The sequence below is a fragment of the Pseudocolwellia sp. G5-9 genome (genome assembly GCF_055808995.1).
In genome coordinates, this window is the sequence record NZ_CM147893.1 from 433,640 (window position 1) to 456,715 (window position 23,076).

The window sequence follows — 23,076 nt, forward strand, 5'->3', positions numbered from 1 at the left end:
CTTTATGAATTTTCAATCATTATCAGACCAGCAAATTTTTGATATAGCTGATCCTATTATGGATAACTTAATGGCTGCGTCTACCGAAATAAACCATACAAAACATGTTCTGCACTTTACAGAACGGATGAAAGGTATAGTTACACCTGCTTATCTTCAATCGGTTTGTGAACATTACCAAAATGAAAAAGGTGTATTTCGTGACAGAACACCTGTAGCTGTATTTAAAAGGCCAAATGCTGCAGCCATTATTTGGAAGCAAACGTTCAGTAAAGCGGAAGGTGAGTTTGTAGCTGAAATGTTGTTGGTTTATGAAAATGGCCAATACCTTGTTGATCACGTAATGGTGTTTTAATTTGTAAGCGAAGGAAAGAAAAGTATGCAACTCGTACAACCTCTTAACGAACATTTGATAGAAATGATGAGTTGGTTTTCTAATGAAAAAGACCTTACGGACTGGGCTGGCCCTAACTTTAGCTTTCCTTATAACAACACTTCTTTTGTTGATGATTTACAGCTTAATGATTTAAGTTCTTTTTCTCTTGTATCGAACGACTCTGATTTTTTAGCTTTTGGGCAATATTACCTGCGTTTAGGTAAATGTCATTTAGCCCGACTCATTGTAAATCCTAATTTTAGGGGGAAAGGTTTAGCAAAAGAGTTAATCAATTGTCTTTGTGAGTTAGGTCTTAAAGAATTAAACGTTATTCAATGTTCACTGTTTGTGTTCTCTCATAATGAAATAGCATTAAACACTTATAAGAAAATTGGTTTCACTATAGCGAACTATCCATCTGAATTAACAATAAAAAATTGCTTATATATGGTTAAATAAGTTTTTTTATTTGAGCTCAGCACTTATATACGGTAAGTTGGCTGCACTTCAATAATCTAAAAATCTGTCGTAGGGATTATGCAGCATTTACTATCTACTATTGTTCAACAAGTTGGTTCTATTGTTATCGGAAAAGAGCCTCAAATTCGCTTAGCCTTAGCGTGTTTATTTGCCAAAGGTCATATTCTTATCGAAGATTTGCCGGGTACGGGTAAAACTACCTTAGCTCAGGCGCTTTCTAAAACCTTGGGTTTGTCTTACCAGCGCACACAATTCACGAGCGACATGTTACCGTCAGATGTTGTGGGCATTTCAATATTCGATACTGCTGAAAATAAGTTCACTTTACATAAAGGGCCTATTTTTAATCAGGTTGTGCTGGCCGACGAAATTAACCGAGCTAGCCCTAAAACACAAAGTGCATTGCTTGAATCGATGGAAAGTGCACAAGTCAGCATAGACGGAACAACTTATCCGTTAACAGAACCTTTTTTTGTAATTGCTACACAAAACCCTTTATTCCATTCAGGAACTTACCCGTTACCTGAGTCGCAATTAGATCGTTTTACCATGCGAATTTCATTGGGCTTTCCGAGTATAGAGGCCGAAAAGCGCATACTCAGTAATAGTAACAACAAGCACGACATTACTAACTTAGTTGCTTGCATAAGCCCTGAACAACTTATTGATATTCAAAAAAGCGTAGAAGATATTCACGTATCTGACGCTATTTTAGAATACGTTATAGCCTTGTGTCGTATATCTCGCAACGGCTTAGGTAATGTAAATCCATTATCGCCAAGAGCAGGTAAAGCACTGTTAGCGTCAGCTAAAGCTTGGGCGTTTATTGATAATCGAGATCATGTTTTACCGCAAGACATTCAAGCCGTTTTTGAAGCCGTTTGCGAACATCGCTTAGACACCAGCGGTACTATTTCTATGAACAACGAAATAAGCGCAGCAAAAAATATACTGCAGCAAGTTGACCCAACTAACCCGTTGTAAATAGTTCGCTGTAATCAATTTTTTGTAAATAACTCTTGGCTATTATGTTTAAACAACTAAAACCATTTTTTAAAAAGCGCTTTAATAATTTTTTGAAAAAAAGAATGCCAGCGGCAGCTAAGCAAAACTTAAGTAATAAAAATATTTTTATATTACCTACTAAGTTTGGCTTGGCTTACGTGCTGTCGGTATTCGTTTTATTTTTATTAGGTACTAACTATCAAAACAATTTAATTATTTTAATGAGCTACTTATTTGCTAGCGTGTTTTTAACCACTATGCTGTATAGTTTTTTAAATATGTTTGGTTTGCAGTTTTTATTTAAAAGCCAAGTAAGCGCGTATGCGACACAAACCGTTTCGGTTCCTTTAACCATTATCAGCAACAAACCACGTTTTGATATTAATTTTGAGTTTGAGAACAACCAACAAACTACTGAAGTAGCGATAAAAGAGGGCGAGTCTGCCACTAAAATACCGTTTTACGCACTAAAGCGTGGTGTAAATAATCCGGGTCGCTTAAAAATATTGAGTGAATATCCTTTAGGTTTATTTGTATGTTGGACACATTTAGATTTTGATTGTGAAGTAATAACCTATCCCGCTAAAAATACCTTTCATCACATAAAACAAGATTCATCACAACAACATGAAGAAATTAACGGCAATAACGTTGTTGAAGGTGGAGAAGACTTTGGCGAATTACGTGAATACAAGCAGGGCGAGTCGAATGCTAAAATTGCATGGAAACAACTTGCTCGCGGTCAAGGTTGGTTAACTAAAACCACACAAATAGAGCTAGGCCATAAAGTTTGGTTAAGCTTAAAGCAATTACCATCTGCACCTATTGAAACAAAATTAGAAATGCTGTGCTTTTTAATACTCGATCATCATAAAAACAATATTCCGTTCGGGCTAGATTTAGACGCTATTCAAATTTCACCATCAACCGGTAATAAGCATATCAATAAATGTTTAACCGCTTTAGCTTTTTACGGCAAACCACAACATAGCGGCGCGTTGTCTGCATTAAATAGCCATGCTGAATCTGAGGTGGCGCTTAATGTTTAATAAAAAAGCTAAAAAGAAAAAAACTCAGTCAACAAATACAGGGCAACAAAACTTTAAACTAAGCGCTAACAGTATTTTGTTGCTGATTGCTTGTCAGTTTTTTAACTTAATTACCTTGTCGTTAGAGTTGTCGTGGTGGATGTTATCTATTATTGGTATTTGTTTAGTTTGGCAAATACTCATCACTAAAAATAAAACCCCACAACCCAGTAAAATATTAATAGGCGTACTCTCAGTAATTGGTTGTTTGTTATTAGCTTTTACGGCAAAAAGTTTAGGTTTGCTATCAACTATGCTGCACCTACTGTGTTTGTCGTATGTGTTAAAAAGTTTTGAACAAAACAAACGATCCGACTTTTATCAAATTGTTTTATTAGGTTTATTTGTCGTGGTATCGTCGTTAATTTTTCAACAGTCGTTGTACTTTGCTCTAATATTATTTTGTATTCTTATTGTTAACTTTACTCTTATTATTGGATATTTTGCGCCAACTAAAAACTATATGAATACAGTTAATCTCTCTGCGAAAGTGTTTGTGCAAAGTATTCCATTAGCCGTTTTTCTGTTTATTGTATTTCCTAAACTCTCGCCATTATGGGCAGTACCTAGTGCTAAAAGTGCAAAAACAGGGTTGTCTGATTCTGTACAAGTGGGCGATATAGCTAACCTAGCATTGTCTGACGAATTGGCGTTTAGAGTTAAGTTTGAGCAAACCGTTCCTAATTATTCACAATTGTATTGGCGTACTATAGTGATGGAAAACTTTGACGGACGCTCATGGAAAACCAACATAAACCCAAGAGTTATTTATCAATATCCTTTTGATCAAGCCAGCGCAAAAGGTAAACGTGTAAATTACCAAGTTATAGCATCACCTACGTATCAAAACTGGTTGTTCGGGTTAGATCTTGCTCGTATCGACAGCACTAAACCGCAAAGTACCGATATTGTTTACCGACAAGATTATTCGTTGTATAGCAAAAAAGAACTCACACAAAACACCAGTTATAACGTAACCAGCTATGTAGAAGCGCCACTAGCGTTATATATTAGCCAACGCTCTTACCAAAGAAACTTAGCAGTACCCGAACAAAGCAATCCAAAACTGGTTGAAAAAGCTAAAGAATTACGTGCAAAGTATCAAAATAACGAAACCTTAATTAACGCAGTTCTAGCTACTTTTAATCAAGATACTTATCGTTACACCCTTAATCCACCGCGATTAACGAATAATAGTTTGGATCAGTTTTATTTTGAAACCAAAGCCGGATTTTGTGAACATTTTGCCAGCAGCTTTACTTTTTTAATGCGAGCTGCAGGTATACCTGCTCGACTTGTTACCGGTTATATGGGCGGAGAATATAACGCCCAAGCCGACTACTACAGCATTTACCAACGCGATGCTCATGCATGGAGTGAAGTGTGGATACAAGGTAAAGGCTGGACAAGAGTCGACCCAACCGCTGCTATAAATCCTGAGCGGGTAGAGCGTGGATTTTCAGAACAACTACTGCGAGAACAAGCCGCCACCTCAGAAAACTTTTCGCTATTACGTTTTAGTAACAACAACGCCTTTATTAATAGCATTCGATTACAACTTGAAGCGATTGACTATAACTGGACACGTTGGGTAATAGGCTACACCGCCGACAAGCAAAACAAGTTTTTACAAAACATAGCTCTCGCTTTTAAATCAATGCTCGACCTACATTGGCTAACCTTAATTTATTACGCATTGTTATTAATAAGCGCCATTGTTTTATGGTGGGTAGTACGCCAAATAAACCAAGCACGTAAACCACAAAATATTAATTACTACTACCAACAAATACTTGAACACTTAGCTAAACAGGGCATACAAAAACCAACAGATATGACCCCGAAAGACTTTGTATTAGTGATCAAAAATGAATGGCCAACACTTGCCATTGAATTTGCTAAATTTACCCAACTGTATACTTCGCTTCAATATCAGCAGTTAAATGAAAAGCAGCACGCATCAGTGGTTAAAGCATTGAAGAAGAGTTATCGAGAGATAAAGAAAATAGCTTAAAGAATAAGGTTTGATATCAATTTTATTACTCCCGAATAAGACATCTTATTGACATAAGTCTTAAATGAGACTAAATTGGTGTTATTGTCTAATCTGGGAGCAAAGCAATGGCAACGATAGCAGAAGCTCAATATGCACCAAGTATCAATCATAGTGCAGCTTTTACCATGGGTAACAATATTCTTGAAAAATGGGGATGCTCTGCAGCTCAAAAACAAGCGATTTTAGGGATCCCAAAAAGCACTTTTCACCGTTATCAAAAAGATCCTAGCTCTGCCTCTTTAAGCAGCGATCAGCTTGAGCGCCTGAGCTATCTTGCTAATATTCATCAGGCATTAAGAATCATATTCTCAAACCCTGATAACGTTTATGGTTTTATGGGTATGGCTAATAGCAATCCATACTTTAATGGTAAAAGTCCGTTATCTATTATTAGCACCGGAAACTTTGGCGCCTTGTATGAAGTATTTAAGCGAATCGATAGCATGAGAAGCGGACAATGGTAGAGCAGAAACGTGTATCTTTCTCTAAACAAGCCTCTTATCGCATGGTTAACTCAAAGTTTCCGCCAATTACCTTGTTCGACGATGTAATAGACGAAACCGACTTTGAAACGGCATACGCCTTGCAAGCATTAACCAATCCCAGACATCTTGATGAGCTTGGCGATCTAAACCTTATTCCAACCAATGAAATACCTTTTGGTATAACAGGAGTAAACTACGTTACGGCGCCATTTACCCATGTTACCCCCGACGGCTCTCGTTTTAGTGATGGCTCATTCGGTGTCTTGTATCTTGCTGATACTGCGGAAACCGCGATAGCAGAAACTCGATATCACCAAGAAAAGTATTTTCGCAATATTGAAGGACTTCACTACGACACCGTTGATATGCGATGCCTTAAAGTAAAGTTCTCAGTAGAACTTATTGATGCTGTGTCAGTTGATGATATTCATACACCTGATGATTACACTGCCTCTAGAATTTTTGGCGCTAAAGTAAAAAAAGCAGAAGAAGCGGGTATTCAATATCGTTCAGTTAGACATAAAGGCGCTGTTTGTTGGGGACTCATGTCTCCCGTACATGTTGAGTCAGCGGTTCAAACCCAACACTTTGAATTTGTGTTTGATGGTAAGGGTATTTCAAAGGTTCGTGAACTGACTATGGAGTGTTAGCTGTTGGGTTTATTTATAAATCAGAGTAATAGCTTTTAAATTGTGTTGTTAGCGCCTGTAGCTTCATTTATCAAAGATGAACAAGCGACATAAATTTTGCGAGATTGAGTTCATAGGTTCTAAAAAATTACATAATATTTTTAATGCAACAAACTGCGTTTATTTGATGCTTGGCAAATTATTAAATAGAAAAATGATTTTGTTGCTGGTACATCTACATAATCAGAAATCACTAAATGGATAACTAGTAAATGGATAATTACAAATGAATGACATTGCTCAACTACATCTCAAAAATTGGCTAAATTATTTTTTTCTAATAATTATGTTAATAGTTCAAGGGTGCTCTCCTGATAAAAATAATCGAATAGAAGATCTTCCTGAGAGTGAGCAACGTGCATATGCTGATGCGCTTGCACTCTCTACTTCACAATCTGAGCCATATGCATATATTGAAGGGAGTGGTTATATCGACAAAATGGGACGAGGCTCTGTAGTTAGCTGGTTGTCTTCTAATAAAGTTATTTATGGTGTTAATTCCACGAAAAGAAAGAATAGCTTTTATGGTGTAGAATATTCTGATCTTGAATCGTCAAAACAAGTAAATATTCTAGATATTACAACCCATAAAACTATTCTCTATAAAAAAGGACAGTTGATAGGGCATAAAAATGGTAAAATACTTATCCGTTTAGCCATGGGTGGATACAATCCTAAAAACAACCAACATACGTCTAAACCTAAGTTGTTATATGGTAACTTAGGCTCGGAAACTCAAGAAGAATATGATCAAGCTAAAAGTAAGCCTTTCCAATACTTACCTCCTATAGATAAATGCCCTTTTGATAACACCAGTGGTGAGGCCTATGACGCATGGAAGTTGAGCTCAGAACATGGATGCTTACGAATTCCAAAAAATTATGGAAAAGATAAAAGGTGGATTTATTATCAAGCTAATGGACAAGCTCTTGAGCTTATTACTTCGTCAAGTCAATTCACTCCAGATTTCAAATGGATTAGTTGGTTAAAGGCTTATGTGATAGAAAATAGATTCCCTTCAATAGAAACTACAGCAACAGTGAGGGTTTTACATATAAATGGAAAGTTTGAGTTAATGGATATTAGTCCAGCACTTCAACATGCGAAACCAACAAAAGCAGGTATTATTGGTGCAGTCAATAATAAAGGTAGTATTGATGGACTTAGGCTTATTCATGATGGAACAGCGTATCAAATCACTAGAGGAATTGTACGGCTCACAGAAGTATCTCCAGATGGTTGTCAAGTTGCTTATGTAACAAATCAAAAGTTACGTGTGATTGATGTTTGTTCTATATTTTAGATAACGGTAAAGGGATTTGAATTCACTGGTAATTCAGGATCAAGCTTAACGTCCAAAGTTATCTAATTATCTATAAATCATCGTATTCTCTATATTCATCAGAAAAACATCCATGTTCAGCGATAAAATCATTGTATGATTTTATCGCTTTTTTATTTTCAGTTATCCATTTTTTAGCTTCAATTGTTTTTAACTTATTTTGTAGGGCTCGTTCTAATGTCGTTGATAAATTGATGTTATGAACTTTTGATTTTTTAAGTAAGTCGCTATTTAAATTAAGATTTATCTGTTTTTTAGGTGCATCTAAATCATATAGTGTTTGCATGGTTTTTATCTCTATCATTATTTAGTATTTAATTATGAGTATGGTAATAGCCATGCTTTTATAACTCATTACATTCGTATTATCCATAACTTGCAATCTACATCAAAAAGGTATAGTTTTTACTCTATGCATACTTTTGAATTTGATTTAAATAAAAGCCTTACCAATTTAGAAAAACATGGTATTGAATTTAATGAGGCAAAATTACTATGGGACGATCCTTATTTAGTCGAAATTCCTGCTAATACGAGCGACGAACCGCGCTATGTTATTATTACATTTTATAATGGTAAACACTGGTCAGCTGTTATTACATATCGAGATAATAATATTCGTATAATTTCAGTTAGGCGTTCTAGAACAAACGAGGTGAAATTTTATGAAAGCTTCTGATTTCGATAAAGAGTTTGATGCTGGTAATGATGTGCTTGCCAACTTAGATTTATCTAAAGCTAAACGAACAACGCAAGTGACCAAAAGGGTAAATGTTGACTTTCCTGAATGGATGTTAGATTCACTCGATCGTGAAGCAAGCCGTGTTGGCGTCACCAGACAATCAATTATTAAAGTGTGGTTGGCTGAACGTATTGAGAGTTTAAATAAACATCAATTTAAGCATGAGTAATGAGTGCTATTTATCAAGTAAAACGACTTGGTTAAGAGTGAGATTATTATTAAAGCTTCCTCTTAATTAAAAAACATACAACGCCTCTAAACTATCCTCAATAAATCCTTATTTTAACTCGTATTATCCCTATGCTTATGGTTAAATTTACTTAATTAAAATCCATAAGAAAGGTATCGTGTGATCTATCTTTATCCCGCTAATAAAATGGAAAATTTGTTAGTACTTTTAGATAAAATCCAACAGGTTTCACCACTTCCTATTTTCTCCAAAGACGTTATTGTTGTGCAAAATGCGGGTATGCAGCATTGGCTTAACATGTCGTTGGCAAAACAACGTGGTATCAGTATGAATATTGATTACGCGTTACCGTCTCAGTTTTTATGGAAGCTAGTCAGATCAATAGCTAGCGAAGAAGATGTGCCTGATCAATCGCCTTTCTCTCGTGAAGTACTCGCATGGCGAATTTTTACGTTATTTGCTCAGCCAGAAGTAATGAATGATGCTGATTTTGATACCGCAACTCAGTATTGGCGATCGCACACTTCAGCTTCAAACAATCAATTATCAAACAATCAACTAAAAGCCAGTTCAACTACTGATGTAGAACAGGGCGTAGATTTACCACCTGAGTTTGCAGACAAAATAACAAATACAGAACAATTAAAGCGTTATCAGCTTGCTTGCCAAATGGCCGATTTGTTTGAACAATATTTAATCTTTAGACCTACCTGGATTGATGCTTGGGAAAACGGAAATTTTACTGCGGGTTTTGTGCAAGGCGAACAATCAGACGCAGCTGAAATTGCTCAATGGCAAGGTAAGTTGTGGCACTTGTTAACGCGCGAGCAATCGTATAATCCTATTACCTTAATTGAACAAGCCATTACTCAACTTAATGCGGGCTGTTTTGATCAACAACAGTTAAAAAATAGTTTACCTAAACGTATTTCTTTTTTTGGTATTAATATTATGGCGCCTATGTGGTTGTCGTTTGTTAATGAACTTAGCGAATATGTTGATGTACACTTTTTTCATTTAAACCCGTGTTATGCCTATTGGGGCGATGTAATTACTGAAAAACAAGCGATTAAGTCGATTCAACAATGGGTAGACGGTTACGACGATATTACTCAGTCGGTGGGTAATCCGCTATTGGCTAATTTAGGCCAGCAAGGGCGCGAGTTTATGGCCTTGTTGCACGGTTACAGTACAATTAATATTGATGCTTTTGAGGATATTCACGACGAGTTAAATAATGAATCAAGTGATACCTCAGATGATACATCAAGTAATAACACCTCAACACAAGCCAGTGTGTTACAGCAAGTACAACACGACATTTTAACGCTAACGGATGCGCGTAATGCACCCATTGAACAACGCGATAACTCTATTGTATTTACCAGTTGTCATAGTGCTTTAAGAGAAGTGCAAGGGCTGCACGATTGGTTGTTACATCAATTTAATAACGACAGCATGTTAACACCCAAAGACGTTTTAGTGATGTGTCCGCAGGTAGAAGAATACGCACCTTACGTAAATGCTGTTTTTGCCCGAGGTTGGCAAGACTTTGACGATAAAGTACCGCCGTTGCCTTGTTCAATTGCTGATCGTGTTAGTAAAGATTCTGAGCCTGTTGTTGCTGCGTTTTCAGACTTGCTTACTTTGCCTGATAGCCGATTTCAGGTGTCGCAGTTGTTATCGTTTCTTCGTATTCCTGCTATGCAAACCAAGTTTGATTTAAGTATTGAAGACATTGATAAAATTTCAGTGTGGTTAGATCACGCCTCTATTCATTGGGGGCTTGATGAAGAGCATAAACAGCACACCCTTAAAACCCATGCCGTTTCAAATAACTTTACATGGCAGCAAGGTTTATCACGTTTATTGCGTGGCTTTGCGTTTGGCGATGTCGAAACCATTTACGATGAGCAATTATTATTACCCACAGTAGAAGGCAACGATGCTGAGTTACTTGGGCAGTTAATGCTGATATTAGAGCAACTGCAACAGTTTTCATTTAGCTTAACTAAAGAACGTACCGCAACTGAATGGCAAACTTTTTTAACTACCCTGATTAACGAGTTATTTGATACCAGCAATGACGACGGTTTTAACATTGTTACTGATGCCATTGAGTCGTTAATTGAATATTGCTTACACGCTAAATTTGAAGAGAAAATTGATTTACTGATAGTGCGCGATTTTTTAAATCAGCATTTTAGCCAACCAGATCCCGGCAAGCAGTTTATTGTGGGCCAAGTAACGTTTTGTTCTATGTTACCTATGCGGAGTATTCCTTTTAAAGTGATTGCTATATTGGGCTTAAACGATGGTTTGTTCCCAAGGCAACGTCAGCCCTTAAGTTTTGATTTAATGTCGATAACGCCTGCTATGTTAGGTGATAGATCGCGACGTGGCGACGATAGGTATTTATTTTTAGAAGCGATTATTTCTGCCAGACAATCACTTTACTTAAGTTATCAAGGTAAAAACATTAAAAACAACGCGCCGAAACAAGCGTCGTTAGTATTAAAAGAATTAATGGAGTATTTAACTTTAGGTTATGGTTGGGCTTTATCTGAAGAGAGTGCAGAAGACGCTAAAGTAAGCGATTATACGTCTCCCGATGGTAAGTTAAGACATTTACCTATGCAGCCTTTTAGCCATAAAAACTACCAAGGTTTGTTAAAAAGCTTTGATAACCATTGGCTAAACTTAGCGCGACTATCAAGCAAAGAGAATGCAGCGCAAGGTGATAACTTATCATCAGGCATTGATATTCCTTTGCCCGAATCAGACTTAATAGAATATTCAGCTGCAGATGCTTGTTATGTTATGCATGTTGAGTTGTCGCAGCTTATTGCCTTTTTTCAACATCCATCAAGATACTTTGCTAGAAAACAGCTCAACCTGAATTTTGATAATTATTCGTTAGAGTTAGACGATGTAGAGCCGTTTGAGTTTGACCGATTACAAAGCTATTTATTACGTGAACAATTAATAAAAGCTCAACTTACCGATGATGAAAGCACAATAGAAGCCGCAGAGCAGGCGGTTCAACAATGCTTAAAAGCAGCAGCTCTTTCGGGGAAATTTCCTGAAGCGGCAACCCGAGATATAACTTTTGAAAGTTGGAAGTTAGACAGTGAAAATTTTAGTCAAACCATTACAGAGCATAACGGTAAAATTAAACATAAAGAAGACTGTGCAATAACATTCGATTTAGATGCACAAACCTCGCAATTGCTAATACAAAAGTTAACGGGTAACAGTAGTTCAGTAGGCGTTAAAGTAAAAATATCGACTAAGTTACCTATAAGTGACGACAAGTTAGTGTTTTATCGCAGCAGTTCGCCTAAGTTTAAAGATTTTATTACCTTATATTTTCACCAATGTGTGTTGACGATTGCGAAAGAGCAATTAGCTGAAAAAGCATCACTTATTGAAGGTGTTACCGCCACACATGGTTTTTACTTTGATACCAAAAGCCAGAAAGTAACGCAGTTTAAATATGGCGAAATAGTAGACCCTAAAGCTCAGTTACTTAAGTTTATTCAACAATATATTGTCGGTTTGCAACAGCCGTTATTAGTGAATGGTGAAATTGCTGAAAAAGCCTTTAAAGCGAAAGTGTTTGAACAAGCGCAATTCGAACTTTATTGGAGTGATCCTAATTCGATGATGTCGTTAGGTGACGATCCTTACATTCATTACTTTTGGCCACAATGCCCTAATTACGAAGAGGTTCAACCTAACATTGAGTATTTATACCTTGATGTTTTTAACGCAAGGGAGCAAATAAAGTAATGGCTAATACGATGATTCAAAATCTAAGTGCTCATACTATTCCTTTGCAGGGTAAACATTTAATTGAAGCCAGCGCAGGAACAGGTAAAACCTTTAATATAACGCGTATTTATTTACGCTTACTGTTAGAGAAAAACCTAACGGTTGAACAAATATTAGTGATGACCTTCACTAAAGACGCAACGGAAGAACTACGCGGCCGAATAGACGCTTTTATCAGACAAGCCCTAAACGAGTGGGATACGTTATCAGTAGAAGATGAATATTTTATTGCCATAGCAAAACACGTTGAAGCCGCTGACGCCAAAATACGCTTAAAACAAGCGTTATTGTATTTAGATGAAGCGTCTATTTTTACCATTCATGGTTTTTGTAAAAGGGTGCTTACTCAACATGCTTTTACCAGCGGACAATCATTTAACTTAGCGATGGAGTCAGATTGTAACGATGTGCTGCTAGAAAGCACGCAAGATTGGTACAGAGTGTTAGCAAAGCAATCGTCAGAGCAATTTTTATTAATATCTGAGTTTTGGCCAACACCGCATGTATTTGTTAATCAGTTTGCTAAAGCAATCAATCAGGGAAATTCGAGTACATTAGATTTAATTGATGAAATTTCAGTTATTGAAAACTTTATTGATATTGTTGTGCAAGCAAGAACCTCGTTACAAAATAATAACGCTGAATTAGTCGCGTATTTGGTTGATGTTAAAAAGGGCGCAGACAGAGAAGTTAGACTACAAGAACTGAACGAATTAATTGATTGGCTGATTAAATTAGAAGGCGAACTAAAAACCAATATTCAATCAGCTTTGGTGTTAGCGAATGGCAAAATGCCTGATGCTTTTATTGATGGAAAACGCTATTCACGTTCAGCGAATAAAGAAATATTACTCGCAATATTTGAACCCGTAAAACAAGTAAAAACGTTATGTAAAAGCTTGAATAAAAGTATTAATCGCGCGAAAGCTTTATCTGTTGTGAGAGAAGGTATTTACTCAATACGTAAAGATGTAAACGATAAAAAGCTCACACGTGATTTAGTGAGCTTTGACGATTTAATTAGTCGCTTAGCTAATCAGCTAAGTGTAACGCGTAACGATAATGCTATTGAATTTAAAGAAAATAATTTAAACGTAGATGATGAGGCGAATAATAAGAATAACTCACTCGCAGAGTTATTATTTAAGCAATATCCCGTTGCATTAGTGGATGAATTTCAAGATACCGACCCTCAACAATTTACTATTTTACAAGCCATATATTACCAACAGCCTACAGCTGCTCTTTATATGATTGGTGATCCTAAACAAGCCATTTATGGATTCAGAGGCGGCGATGTATTTGCCTATTTAGCTGCACGTTCTGGCTGTGATTACCAATGGATAATGGACACCAATTGGCGTTCAAGTGAGTCGATGATTCAAGGTTACAATCGCTTATTTTATGGCAATAATTTAGACCAAGGCGCTACCGATGTTTTTAAATACAACATTGAATATATACCGGTAAAAGCATCGCCTAAAGCGGCCGAAAAACAATTAGCCGATGCGACTTTTAAAGCATTGCAGTTTGTGCATTTTACGCCAGAAAAAACTAGAGGTTCTGTTAATCAAGCTTTTAGACCCACCATGGCCAAGTGGTGTGCACATGAAATTATTCGTTTACTGGGCTTAAATAACACAAGTAAACATACAAGTGAGAACATTCAACCGCAAAATATCGCCATTTTAGTGCGCGACGGTGCCGAGGCGAGTGTAATAAAACAAGCATTAGATGATGCGGGTTTGGCCTCTGTATTTATGAGTAATCGTTCAAACTTATTAAAAAGTGCGCAAACACAACAATTGGTACAAGTACTTAAAGGTATTTTGTTTGTTGAAAACGATCGCTATTTTTCTGCGGCTTTAGCGTCTGACTTATTAGGTTTTACCGCGAATAAACTGTATGCACTTCAACAAGACGAACTTGCTTGGCAAAATCTTAAATTGTCTTTTGCTGCTTTAAAACAAGAGTGGGAAAGCAAAGGTTTTATCGGTATGGCGTTAAAGTTAATGCACGAACACTTTACTGCATTTATGCATGATAAAGACCGCGTATTAACTAACTTACTGCATTTGTTTGAACTGTTGCAATCAGCCAGCCAACGCCATAAACAACCGCAAGAGTTATTGTATTGGTTTGAACAACAAACCCTACAAGATAACCCTGATATTGAAGCCGAGCTACGATTAGAAAGTGACGATGACTTGATTCGAATTGTGACTCAGCATGGCGCAAAAGGTTTGGAATATCCTATTGTATTTGTGCCTTTTGCGACACGTTTTAAAGATCCCCTTAAATTCGGTGCACGTGCGGTAACCTTTATTGAATATCATAACGAGCAAGGGCAACTAGCGTTAAGCTTAGATGGCACCGAAAAAGCCAAACAAGCCATGGCAGACGAAGCTTATGCTGAAGCAGTTCGACTTTTATACGTAGCGGTAACAAGAGCAGAGCAACGCTGTTATATGTTAACGGTTGAATTTGATAAATGCGAAAACTCGCCATTAGGACAAGCCTTACATTGGCAAAAAGGTTGTGATATTGAGCAAAGTATTCAGCAATTAGTAGCTGATAACCCAGATGATATTGCGCTTCTTACGATTAACGACATAGAAGCATTACAAAACGAAAATCTAACTTATATTGGTGAAGACTCGGCATTACAAGCGCAAAATATGCAAATGTTAGCTGCCGAAACTTTCCGTGGAAAAATTGAACGCGACTGGTGGCTAAGCTCTTTTTCAGCCTTGAGTAGAAACCTAAAACATAAGGGTGTATCAAGTCCCGATCGAGATAATGAGCTTAATAATCAAGAAGACGCTAGTTTAGCGCTGATGTTAAATGTTGCTCATAATTTGGTAGATATTCAACCGCCGAGCTTAGCTAATCAATTACGTTTTGTGATTGAAAAGGGCGCTCGTACCGGTAATTTATTACATAACATTCTTGAGCTCTTACAGTTTGATGATCCTAATTGGGAGCTTGCACTTGAACGCCCACTAACCCGTTATGGCGAGTTCACTATAGGTTACACAGAACATGATCTTCAGCATTGGCTTGAGCAAGCATTATTAGCACCTTTAAATATTGATGATTCAGATACCTTTTGTTTGCAAGATTTGTCTTTAAATCACTGCATTAAAGAAAGTGAATTTTATTTCCCGATGAATGCAAATAGCGCTAACGAGTTAACTAACTTACTCACTGAACATCGTAAAGGCGGTAATACTCATAACAATATGATTGAAGCGTTATCAAGCTCGGTACAATTACCTTATTACCAAAAATTAAAAGGTATGATGCACGGTTTTATTGATTTGATTTTTGAAAAAAATGGCAAGTTTTATGTGTGCGATTATAAGTCGACCTTTTTAGGTGAAGATTTTAGTTTTTACACACAAGAAGCCATGAGAGCCGATATTGAACATAACCATTACGACTTACAGTATTTAATTTATTCGTTGGCATTGCATCGTTACTTGGCATTTTCATTACCTGATTATGATCCCGAGCAACATTTTGGTGGTATTTATTACTTGTATTTAAGAGGTCTAACTAACGATCCTACTTATAAAGGAGCAGGCGTGTATCACCGTGCTATTAACATAGACGAGCTTGAATTACTCGATGCACTTTTTACTGGCGAGCATGTAACAGCAGAACATATTGCTAGAGAAAATGGTACAAGGGAGCAAGCTGATGTTTGATCAAACAGAGGGTAAAACTTTTAATAAGACTTTCAACAAACCAGCATATGCAAGCTATGCGCTAGCGAAAAAAGAAATAGCGTCTATAGCGCCTATCGATTATTTTTTTGCGAAAGACTTAGTTCAGCTGTTCAATCTTAATGAAACACAGCGTACAGAGCTCTTTCATTTGTTAATGGCGTTAAGTCAAAGCTTGAGAGAAGGGCATGTTTGTTTGCCTATTCACGCAATAGCTAATACCCAGTATGGCTATTTAAGTGACGATTTTGGTTTAGTGCAACACCATGGGTATATTTTTTCAGATGTGGCATCTTTACACCAATTACTCGATATGATGAATATTGGAGCTGAGGCAGAGCAGCCGATTGTTTATCATAATCATAATGTTTATATGCGCCGTTATTTTCAGTTTGAGCAAGACTTGTTTAAGTCGATTGCTGAAAAGAATACAGCTGACACTGATGAGCTTTCACAAGCAGATATCAATCTAAATATTAATATAAATAATAAACAGTGTATTGATATGTTATTTCCCGAAACGAATGCAGCAAACACGGAAATAGATTGGCAAAAAGTTGCGGTAGCAAACGCGTTAAATAAAAACTTTAGTGTAATAGCTGGTGGGCCAGGTACAGGAAAAACCTATACGGTAACTAAATTATTGGCCGCTTTAGTGTATTTACATCAACAAAAGCAAAGCGCTAACTTACATGCTCAACAAGCTGCATCGCTTAACATAGCGTTAGTTGCGCCAACAGGTAAAGCCGCTCAACGTTTATCTGAATCTATCGTAAATGCTATAACAGGATTTAGAGGCGCCATTTCGGATGACATTTTAAATGAAATACCAAGCGATACACACACTATTCATCGTTTATTAGGTGTTATTCCGAATAGCCCTAACTTTCGATTTAATGAGGAAAATCCTTTAAACATTGATGTATTGTTGATTGATGAAGTGTCGATGGTTGACCTTGCAATGATGAACCGCGTGTTTAAAGCATTACCCTTAGGTTGCAAAGTGATTTTATTGGGCGATGCTGATCAACTCCCGTCTGTAGCAGCTGGTAGTGTTTTAAGTGATGTAGCGCCTCGACCTTTTTTAGGTTATAGCCGAGAAAACGCTCACTATTTAAAACAGGTAACAGGTTTTAATGTACCTCAAATATCGAAAAAATCAGAAAATAAACAAGTACTCAACCAAGCATCAAACCTATTTAATAGCTGCGATAACGTAACTTTTTTAACTAAAAGTAGACGCTTTGACGGGCAAGGCGGTATTGGGCAATTATCTCAAGCGGTTATTGCAGGTAATTACGATCAAAGCTGGGCTTTATTAAATCAAGCTACAGGCGAAAATCAAATAACACATTTACAAGGCGAACTGGTTGAATGGTTATGGCCTTTAGTTAAACAGTATTACCTTCCTATTTTTAAGTGTATAAGTGTGGGTGATGCGTTTGCGCTATTTAATCAATTCAGGGTGTTATGTGCCACGCGCGTTGGTGAGCAAGGTGTCGACTTTTTAAATGAGTTAATTACGTCGTTACTGATCAATAAAGGGGTTATTCGATCAGATAAAGTGCTTTATCAGGGGCGACCTATCATGATTTCAGAGAATAATTATCATCAAGGTTTGTATAATGGCGATATAGGCTTTTTATGGAAAAATGATGCGGGGCATTTAATGGCAGTGTTTGAAGATGTTGATGATACTTACCGTTGGATCATGACCAGTAAATTGCCTCATTACGAAACCGTGTATGCAATGACCATCCATAAAACACAAGGGAGTGAGTTTTCTCATGTTGCTATGATTTTACCCAATCAAAAAGACAATCGACTATTATCGCAAGAATTGTTATATACTGGCATCACAAGAGCAAAAACTCATATTAGTATTGCTTCAAACGCGAGAGTATGGAGACAAGGTGTAGAAACAAAAGTTAAACGCTATTCAGGTTATTTTAAGAATTCTTAAATTTTCAATTAACATATTACCAAGAAGAATGTACATTTTTTATGCAATTAATAGATATAGACAAATCACTTTACCGAAAACGATTAAACATTGTTATCGGGCTTTCCATCCTATGCTTAACTTTTTTTTCCATTAGTTTTGGCGCCATCCTCATTCAATTATTTGGGCATGCATTACCCGCGGTTCATCCAGAAACGGGTGAGCCATTAAGTAATTTTAGGTTTAATTTTGTTGGCGTTATTTTAGGTTTACTTACTTGTATAAGTATTTTACAACAATTAAAAAACCATCCGTTTTGTTATGAAATTCATTATGTTATGAAATTAAAACAAATTCATAACATAATATATAGACGCTTGAAAAACATAAAAAAAGCGGCTCAAGACTATGAAACGGAAGGTGATGTTAATGCCTTTATTGTGTTGAATTATTATTATACCAGTTTAAAGCAAGTATATTTGCTTGATAACAACACATTAACGCTTTCTGCTTTAGCAAGAGATACGGAAGCCTTACAAGACCGCATGAAAACTCTAAATATTGAAGTTAATACCGATCAATTTGAAAGAGTTATGTTAATTGATTATCGCTAAGTTGTTTAAAATTTACAGAGTAGATTAATAATGAAAAAAATTAAAAATGAAGCAGATCTTCTTAAAAAAGCTATTGAAGTAGGTGAAAAGTACGCTAAAAACCGTGGTTACAAAGGTTTTGATGCGACAAATTCGGCAAAAGATAAAGTAGAAGCTCTTTATCGTTTATTAGTAAACGATAAGTTGGTTCAGCCTTTAGCGGTTACCGATGAAGATCAACCTCATATGAAACATAAACTTGCGTTATGGATTTCGAAACAGCTACCAGCTGATCATCCATTGAATCAATAAATTTATAAACGATAGAACTGACTGATGAACCGTAAAAAGAAAATTAACCAAGTGTTAAAAAGCAAAGTTAAAAAAGCGAATGCTAAGCTACAGAAAAGCAATAAACCTAAATATATCTCGAAAGCTGAACGTGAAAAAATTGCGTTAGCAGCAGAGCAAGCAGAAGAATAATCTTCAAGAGGTGTTTCTTTTATACTAGGTTGGTTGCTGGTTATTAAGTTGTTTTTCTCTCTAATGTTTGCGCTGATATTTGACTCTCTCTAAATTGTGAGGGTAATTGGTCAAACATTTTTTTGAATTGCTTACTAAAGTAGCTGTGTTCACTAAATCCCGTTGCGTTCGCAATATCAGAAATAGATCGGTTTGTTTCTACGAGTAAGCGTCTGGCGTTTTCTAATCTAATTTCATTTAGAAATTGTTTAGGCGTTTTTGCTAAATACTTTTTAAAGCGGCGTTCTAGCGCGCTTACCGACAAATGCGCAACGCCGGCAAGTTCGTTAATACAGATGTCATTCATATAATTATTTTTTATATATTCTACTGGAGTCTGTACTGCGTTTAGGCCTGATAAAACCTCTGAAGTTTTGTTTAAATGTCGAGTAATTCCGTAAGTACCAACAACTTCACCCGATTGATTACGCAATGCCCGTTTAGATGTTGTAAACCACGACAACTTGCCATTTTTAATACTATTCATTTCTAAACGATCATTTACTACATGACCTTGTATATTTATTGTTTTTTTTGAAAGGCTTTATCAATACGCCGAATTTATCATATAAAAAAACGAATTTATCTTAACATCATTTTATCTTTAACTTTAATATCAATGGTCAGTTTATTTCTATTTAGTACAACTGTTATACCCGTAACCATTCAAGATGCCCTGAAATACGCATCTTGAATGGCTACGGGTATATATAACGATAAAACTAAAATAATAATTATAGAGGAAACAAAATGACTGAAAGTAATCAAAACAGCTCTCGACTGTTTTTAATCAGCTGTATAGCATTAACGGTTACAGCAATGACATTCGCAATAAGAGCGGGGATTCTTGGACAACTAGGTGTTGAATTTGAATTAAATTCAGAAGAATTAGGCTGGGTTAACTCCATGGCTTTTTTAGGTTTTCCGTTAGCTATGATGTTTGGAGGTGGTTTATATAACGCCTTAGGTGCTAAAAATTTACTTATTATTGCTTTTGTTGGGCATTTATTAGGTTTAGTACTAACGATAACCGCTGGTGGTTTCTGGGGGCTGTTTATTTCTAGTTTATTTATTGGTTTTGCCAATGGCTCAGTTGAGGCTGCATGTAATCCTTTAATTTCAGAAAGCTACCCAACCAAAAAAACCGCTATGTTAAACCGATTTCATGTCTGGTTTCCAGGGGGGATTGTTATTGGTTCATTAGTATCTAAGTTTATGACCGATGCAGGTTTAGGTTGGCAAATGCAAATAGGTGTTATGTTGTTACCTACACTGGTTTATGGCGTAATGACGTTTAGCCAACAATTTCCTAAATTTGAAAATGTTAAATTGTCTACTGCAAGTAACTTTAAAGCATTGTTCTCACCATTATTTTTGTTTATGGCATTTTGTATGACATTAACGGCAACATCAGAGTTGGCAACAGGACAATGGATTAATACCATTTTAGGTGCGTCTGGTGCATCACCAATGATCATATTAGCAATGATCACAGGTTTAATGGCGGTAGGACGTTACTTTGCAGGGCCTATTGTACATCGTTTGAACCCAGCGGGTGTTTTACTATGTTCTGCAATTTTAACCACTCTGGGTTTATATTTATTAAGTACCAGTACAGGTGGTTTAGTATATGTGGCGGCAATCGTTTTTGCTTTAGGTGTGACTTATTTTTGGCCAACTATGATTGGTTTTATCGCCGAAAATGTTCCACAAAGTGGCGCATTAGGTATGTCGATTATTGGTGGCGCAGGTATGTTTGCGGTAAGTATGTGGAATCCTGTTATTGGCCAGTGGATAGATGATGCTAAAGCTAAAGCCTTACTTAAAGTAACTGAAGGTGTGAACCCTGAATTAGTCGCAGGGCAAGAAGTACTTTCAACGATGATAGTGTTTCCTGCTATTCTTATCGTGGCTTTTAGCTTGTTATACGTATACATGAAAAAGAAGAAAGCAGAGTAAATTTATACCCGTATCATTCTGCACTCTGAAATACGCATCTTGATTGGTAACGGGTATATATACCTGTTTTCTAAGCATAAAAAACCAGTCAATAGACTGGTTTTTTAGTTTAAAGCAGGGCTTCAAATATTAGTTTTTGTAGCTATCGTTATGAACACTCATAACAGCACGGCCAGATGGATCCGCGTTGTTTGTAAAGCTTTCATCCCAGGCTAGTGCTTCTTGAGTACTACAAGCAACAGACTTACCACCAATTACACAATCTGCGGCAGAAGGTAATGGGTACTTGTCTTCAAAAATACAACGGTAGTAATAAGCTTCTTTACTGTCTGGTGTATTTACAGGGAATCTGTATTCAGCACTTTCTAATTCGTGATCCGTTACTTGTGTTTCAATAAACTCTTTTAAGCTATCGATCCAAGAATAACCTACGCCATCAGAAAATTGCTCTTTTTGACGCCATAAGATTTCTTTTGGTAAATAACCTTCGAAAGATTCACGTAAAATCGCTTTTTCCATTTTACCGTTACCACATAACTTATCTTCTGGGTTGATGCGCATAGCAACGTCCATAAAGTTTTTGTCTAAGAATGGTACACGAGCTTCAATACCCCAAGCGGACATAGACTTGTTAGCACGAAGACAATCGAATTTATGTAAACGGTCAAGCTTACGGTTAAGCTCTTCATGAAACTCTTTAGCGTTTGGTGCTTTGTGGAAATATAAGTAACCACCAAAAATTTCATCAGCGCCTTCACCAGAAAGTACCATTTTAATACCCATAGCTTTAATTTTACGCGCCATTAAATACATTGGGGTAGAAGCACGAATCGTTGTAACATCGTAAGTTTCTAAATGGTAAATAACTTCTTTAAGTGCATCGATACCTTCTTGCTCAGTAAAAATAACTGAGTGATGAATAGTACCAATAGCATCAGCAACTGTTTGTGCCGCAACTAAATCTGGAGAGCCCGCTAAGCCACAGGCGAACGAGTGAACTTTTGGCCACCAAGCTTCAGATAAATCATTTTCTTCAATACGACGAGCCGCAAATTTTTGTGTAATAGCAGAAATAAGTGATGAATCTAAACCACCAGAAAGTAACACACCGTAAGGTACGTCAGTCATAAGGTGACTTTTAACTGATTCTTCTAATGCTTCACGAATTTTAGTTGTGCTTGTTGTATTGTCTTTAATCGCATCATATTTGTGCCAGTTACGGTTGTAGTATTTTTGCAACTCACCAACACGGCTATCTAAAATATGACCAGGAGGAAATTCGCTCACTGTTTTACAAATAGGCATTAACGCTTTCATTTCTGAAGCAACATAAAAGTTACCTTCTGCATCGTAGCCAGTGTAAAGCGGGATAATACCAATATGATCACGTGCGATAAGGTAAGAGTTGTCTGTTTCGTTATATAAACAAAAAGCAAACATACCTTGAAGTTTATCTACAAACTCAACACCAAACTCTTCATATAAAGGCAGTATTACTTCACAGTCAGAACCTGTTTTAAATGTGTAATCAACGTTTAAGTTTTTAGCCAATTCTTTATGGTTATATATTTCACCATTAACAGCTAATACGTGAGTTTTATCTTGATTGTATAGTGGTTGCGCGCCATTTTCTGTATCTACAATTGAAAGACGTTCATGAACAAGAATGGCGTGCTCATTACTGTAAACACCTGACCAATCTGGTCCACGGTGACGTAAAAGGCGAGAAAGTTCTATTGCTTTTGGGCGTAATTCTTCAGCCCCGTTTTTTATATCTAATATACCAAAGATCGAACACATTGAAGCGCTACTCCTTTATAGTTAAGTTATATACAATCGTTTATTTTGAATGAAATTGTGACATTTTCTTGAGGTGTTATGACAGAAATAAACAGGAAACAAGTCGTCAGAAGACACTTTGCCATTTTTGTAGGAAAAATCAATATAAATATGGTGATGATCTTAAATTATTTTATGTGTACTATGTCGCCATAAAATATAATAAGTAATTCAAAACAGACTAATTATTGTTAAGTGAACAATAA

Annotated in this window: 20 protein-coding genes; 17 read left to right on the top strand and 3 right to left on the bottom strand. The window is 36.5% G+C overall.

Features of this window, described 5'->3' with window-relative positions; genetic code table 11:
• Positions 1-4: 4 nt before the first annotated feature.
• From AC0L5Q_RS01820 to AC0L5Q_RS01855, 8 genes are all read left to right on the top strand, one after another.
• The gene (locus AC0L5Q_RS01820) at positions 5-355 is read left to right on the top strand and encodes a hypothetical protein (RefSeq protein WP_077341922.1); all 351 of its coding nucleotides are present in this window, start codon (positions 5-7) and stop codon (positions 353-355) included.
• 24 nt (positions 356-379) lie between these two features.
• Positions 380-835, top strand: a complete 456-nt coding sequence (locus AC0L5Q_RS01825) for a GNAT family N-acetyltransferase (RefSeq protein WP_473614014.1) — start codon at positions 380-382, stop codon at positions 833-835.
• Between the two features lie 78 nt (positions 836-913).
• Positions 914-1,840, top strand: coding sequence for an AAA family ATPase (locus tag AC0L5Q_RS01830; RefSeq protein ID WP_473614015.1), 927 nt, complete (start codon positions 914-916; stop codon positions 1,838-1,840).
• A 44-nt stretch (positions 1,841-1,884) separates the two neighbouring features.
• Complete coding sequence (locus AC0L5Q_RS01835) at positions 1,885-2,910, top strand: DUF58 domain-containing protein (protein ID WP_473614016.1); 1,026 nt, start codon at positions 1,885-1,887, stop codon at positions 2,908-2,910.
• Positions 2,903-4,963 carry a transglutaminase TgpA family protein gene (locus AC0L5Q_RS01840; protein WP_473614017.1) on the top strand — a complete coding sequence of 687 codons (2,061 nt, stop codon included), beginning with the start codon at positions 2,903-2,905 and terminating at the stop codon, positions 4,961-4,963. The genes AC0L5Q_RS01835 and AC0L5Q_RS01840 overlap by 8 nt, the downstream gene beginning before the upstream one ends.
• A gap of 107 nt (positions 4,964-5,070) precedes the next feature.
• Positions 5,071-5,469, top strand: a complete 399-nt coding sequence (locus tag AC0L5Q_RS01845; RefSeq protein WP_473614018.1) for an antitoxin Xre-like helix-turn-helix domain-containing protein — start codon at positions 5,071-5,073, stop codon at positions 5,467-5,469.
• Positions 5,463-6,140: an RES family NAD+ phosphorylase gene (locus AC0L5Q_RS01850; protein ID WP_473614019.1), complete on the top strand. Its 678-nt coding sequence runs from the start codon at positions 5,463-5,465 to the stop codon at positions 6,138-6,140. The genes AC0L5Q_RS01845 and AC0L5Q_RS01850 overlap by 7 nt, the downstream gene beginning before the upstream one ends.
• A 325-nt stretch (positions 6,141-6,465) precedes the next feature.
• Positions 6,466-7,482, top strand: a complete 1,017-nt coding sequence (locus tag AC0L5Q_RS01855) for a hypothetical protein (protein ID WP_473614020.1) — start codon at positions 6,466-6,468, stop codon at positions 7,480-7,482.
• Positions 7,483-7,552: 70 nt separating this feature from the next.
• Here AC0L5Q_RS01855 and AC0L5Q_RS01860 read toward each other — a convergent pair whose 3' ends face one another.
• Entirely contained in the window at positions 7,553-7,807 is a 255-nt protein-coding gene (locus tag AC0L5Q_RS01860) for a type II toxin-antitoxin system CcdA family antitoxin (RefSeq protein ID WP_473614021.1), read from the bottom strand.
• Positions 7,808-7,933: 126 nt separating this feature from the next.
• On the opposite strand from AC0L5Q_RS01860, the gene AC0L5Q_RS01865 reads away from it, so the two are divergent.
• The 8 genes from AC0L5Q_RS01865 to AC0L5Q_RS01900 all read left to right on the top strand — a co-directional run bounded on the left by AC0L5Q_RS01865 (position 7,934) and on the right by AC0L5Q_RS01900 (position 19,033).
• Positions 7,934-8,200 (top strand): BrnT family toxin, encoded by a 267-nt coding sequence (locus tag AC0L5Q_RS01865; protein ID WP_473614022.1) that lies wholly within the window; start codon positions 7,934-7,936, stop codon positions 8,198-8,200.
• A complete protein-coding gene (gene brnA / locus AC0L5Q_RS01870) occupies positions 8,187-8,432 on the top strand; it encodes a type II toxin-antitoxin system BrnA family antitoxin (RefSeq protein ID WP_473614023.1) in 246 nt (81 codons plus the stop codon). The genes AC0L5Q_RS01865 and brnA overlap by 14 nt, the downstream gene beginning before the upstream one ends.
• A gap of 180 nt (positions 8,433-8,612) precedes the next feature.
• The gene (gene recC, locus AC0L5Q_RS01875) at positions 8,613-12,245 is read left to right on the top strand and encodes an exodeoxyribonuclease V subunit gamma (protein WP_473614024.1); all 3,633 of its coding nucleotides are present in this window, start codon (positions 8,613-8,615) and stop codon (positions 12,243-12,245) included.
• Positions 12,245-15,997 carry an exodeoxyribonuclease V subunit beta gene (gene recB / locus AC0L5Q_RS01880; RefSeq protein WP_473614025.1) on the top strand — a complete coding sequence of 1,251 codons (3,753 nt, stop codon included), beginning with the start codon at positions 12,245-12,247 and terminating at the stop codon, positions 15,995-15,997. The genes recC and recB overlap by 1 nt, the downstream gene beginning before the upstream one ends.
• Positions 15,990-17,978, top strand: coding sequence for an exodeoxyribonuclease V subunit alpha (gene recD, locus AC0L5Q_RS01885; protein ID WP_473614026.1), 1,989 nt, complete (start codon positions 15,990-15,992; stop codon positions 17,976-17,978). The genes recB and recD overlap by 8 nt, the downstream gene beginning before the upstream one ends.
• Before the next feature lie 41 nt (positions 17,979-18,019).
• A complete protein-coding gene (locus tag AC0L5Q_RS01890; protein ID WP_473614027.1) occupies positions 18,020-18,571 on the top strand; it encodes a DUF3087 family protein in 552 nt (183 codons plus the stop codon).
• 30 nt (positions 18,572-18,601) lie between these two features.
• Positions 18,602-18,862: a DUF5062 family protein gene (locus AC0L5Q_RS01895; RefSeq protein ID WP_473614028.1), complete on the top strand. Its 261-nt coding sequence runs from the start codon at positions 18,602-18,604 to the stop codon at positions 18,860-18,862.
• 24 nt (positions 18,863-18,886) lie between these two features.
• Positions 18,887-19,033 carry a DUF2986 domain-containing protein gene (locus tag AC0L5Q_RS01900; RefSeq protein ID WP_077341957.1) on the top strand — a complete coding sequence of 49 codons (147 nt, stop codon included), beginning with the start codon at positions 18,887-18,889 and terminating at the stop codon, positions 19,031-19,033.
• A 43-nt stretch (positions 19,034-19,076) separates the two neighbouring features.
• On the opposite strand, the gene AC0L5Q_RS01905 is transcribed toward AC0L5Q_RS01900, so the two are convergent.
• Complete coding sequence (locus AC0L5Q_RS01905) at positions 19,077-19,559, bottom strand: helix-turn-helix domain-containing protein (RefSeq protein ID WP_473614029.1); 483 nt, start codon at positions 19,557-19,559, stop codon at positions 19,077-19,079.
• Positions 19,560-19,822: 263 nt separating this feature from the next.
• On the opposite strand from AC0L5Q_RS01905, the gene AC0L5Q_RS01910 reads away from it, so the two are divergent.
• Positions 19,823-21,031: an MFS transporter gene (locus AC0L5Q_RS01910; RefSeq protein WP_473614030.1), complete on the top strand. Its 1,209-nt coding sequence runs from the start codon at positions 19,823-19,825 to the stop codon at positions 21,029-21,031.
• 129 nt (positions 21,032-21,160) lie between these two features.
• Here the strand turns inward: AC0L5Q_RS01910 and asnB are convergent, their stop codons facing one another.
• Positions 21,161-22,831 carry an asparagine synthase B gene (asnB, locus tag AC0L5Q_RS01915; RefSeq protein ID WP_473614031.1) on the bottom strand — a complete coding sequence of 557 codons (1,671 nt, stop codon included), beginning with the start codon at positions 22,829-22,831 and terminating at the stop codon, positions 21,161-21,163.
• Between the last annotated feature and the right edge of the window lie 245 nt (positions 22,832-23,076).

What these genes read in the sequence shown, in the direction of transcription:
- AC0L5Q_RS01820 (WP_077341922.1), top strand. Translation starts at nt 5, where the DNA reads ATGAATTTTCAATCATTATCAGACCAGCAAATTTTTGATATAGCTGAT.
- AC0L5Q_RS01825 (WP_473614014.1), top strand. Translation starts at nt 380, where the DNA reads ATGCAACTCGTACAACCTCTTAACGAACATTTGATAGAAATGATGAGT.
- AC0L5Q_RS01830 (WP_473614015.1), top strand. Translation starts at nt 914, where the DNA reads ATGCAGCATTTACTATCTACTATTGTTCAACAAGTTGGTTCTATTGTT.
- AC0L5Q_RS01835 (WP_473614016.1), top strand. Translation starts at nt 1,885, where the DNA reads ATGTTTAAACAACTAAAACCATTTTTTAAAAAGCGCTTTAATAATTTT.
- AC0L5Q_RS01840 (WP_473614017.1), top strand. Translation starts at nt 2,903, where the DNA reads ATGTTTAATAAAAAAGCTAAAAAGAAAAAAACTCAGTCAACAAATACA.
- AC0L5Q_RS01845 (WP_473614018.1), top strand. Translation starts at nt 5,071, where the DNA reads ATGGCAACGATAGCAGAAGCTCAATATGCACCAAGTATCAATCATAGT.
- AC0L5Q_RS01850 (WP_473614019.1), top strand. Translation starts at nt 5,463, where the DNA reads ATGGTAGAGCAGAAACGTGTATCTTTCTCTAAACAAGCCTCTTATCGC.
- AC0L5Q_RS01855 (WP_473614020.1), top strand. Translation starts at nt 6,466, where the DNA reads ATGTTAATAGTTCAAGGGTGCTCTCCTGATAAAAATAATCGAATAGAA.
- AC0L5Q_RS01860 (WP_473614021.1), bottom strand. Translation starts at nt 7,807, where the DNA reads ATGCAAACACTATATGATTTAGATGCACCTAAAAAACAGATAAATCTT.
- AC0L5Q_RS01865 (WP_473614022.1), top strand. Translation starts at nt 7,934, where the DNA reads ATGCATACTTTTGAATTTGATTTAAATAAAAGCCTTACCAATTTAGAA.
- brnA (WP_473614023.1), top strand. Translation starts at nt 8,187, where the DNA reads ATGAAAGCTTCTGATTTCGATAAAGAGTTTGATGCTGGTAATGATGTG.
- recB (WP_473614025.1), top strand. Translation starts at nt 12,245, where the DNA reads ATGGCTAATACGATGATTCAAAATCTAAGTGCTCATACTATTCCTTTG.
- recD (WP_473614026.1), top strand. Translation starts at nt 15,990, where the DNA reads ATGTTTGATCAAACAGAGGGTAAAACTTTTAATAAGACTTTCAACAAA.
- AC0L5Q_RS01890 (WP_473614027.1), top strand. Translation starts at nt 18,020, where the DNA reads ATGCAATTAATAGATATAGACAAATCACTTTACCGAAAACGATTAAAC.
- AC0L5Q_RS01895 (WP_473614028.1), top strand. Translation starts at nt 18,602, where the DNA reads ATGAAAAAAATTAAAAATGAAGCAGATCTTCTTAAAAAAGCTATTGAA.
- AC0L5Q_RS01900 (WP_077341957.1), top strand. Translation starts at nt 18,887, where the DNA reads ATGAACCGTAAAAAGAAAATTAACCAAGTGTTAAAAAGCAAAGTTAAA.
- AC0L5Q_RS01905 (WP_473614029.1), bottom strand. Translation starts at nt 19,559, where the DNA reads ATGAATAGTATTAAAAATGGCAAGTTGTCGTGGTTTACAACATCTAAA.
- AC0L5Q_RS01910 (WP_473614030.1), top strand. Translation starts at nt 19,823, where the DNA reads ATGACTGAAAGTAATCAAAACAGCTCTCGACTGTTTTTAATCAGCTGT.
- asnB (WP_473614031.1), bottom strand. Translation starts at nt 22,831, where the DNA reads ATGTGTTCGATCTTTGGTATATTAGATATAAAAAACGGGGCTGAAGAA.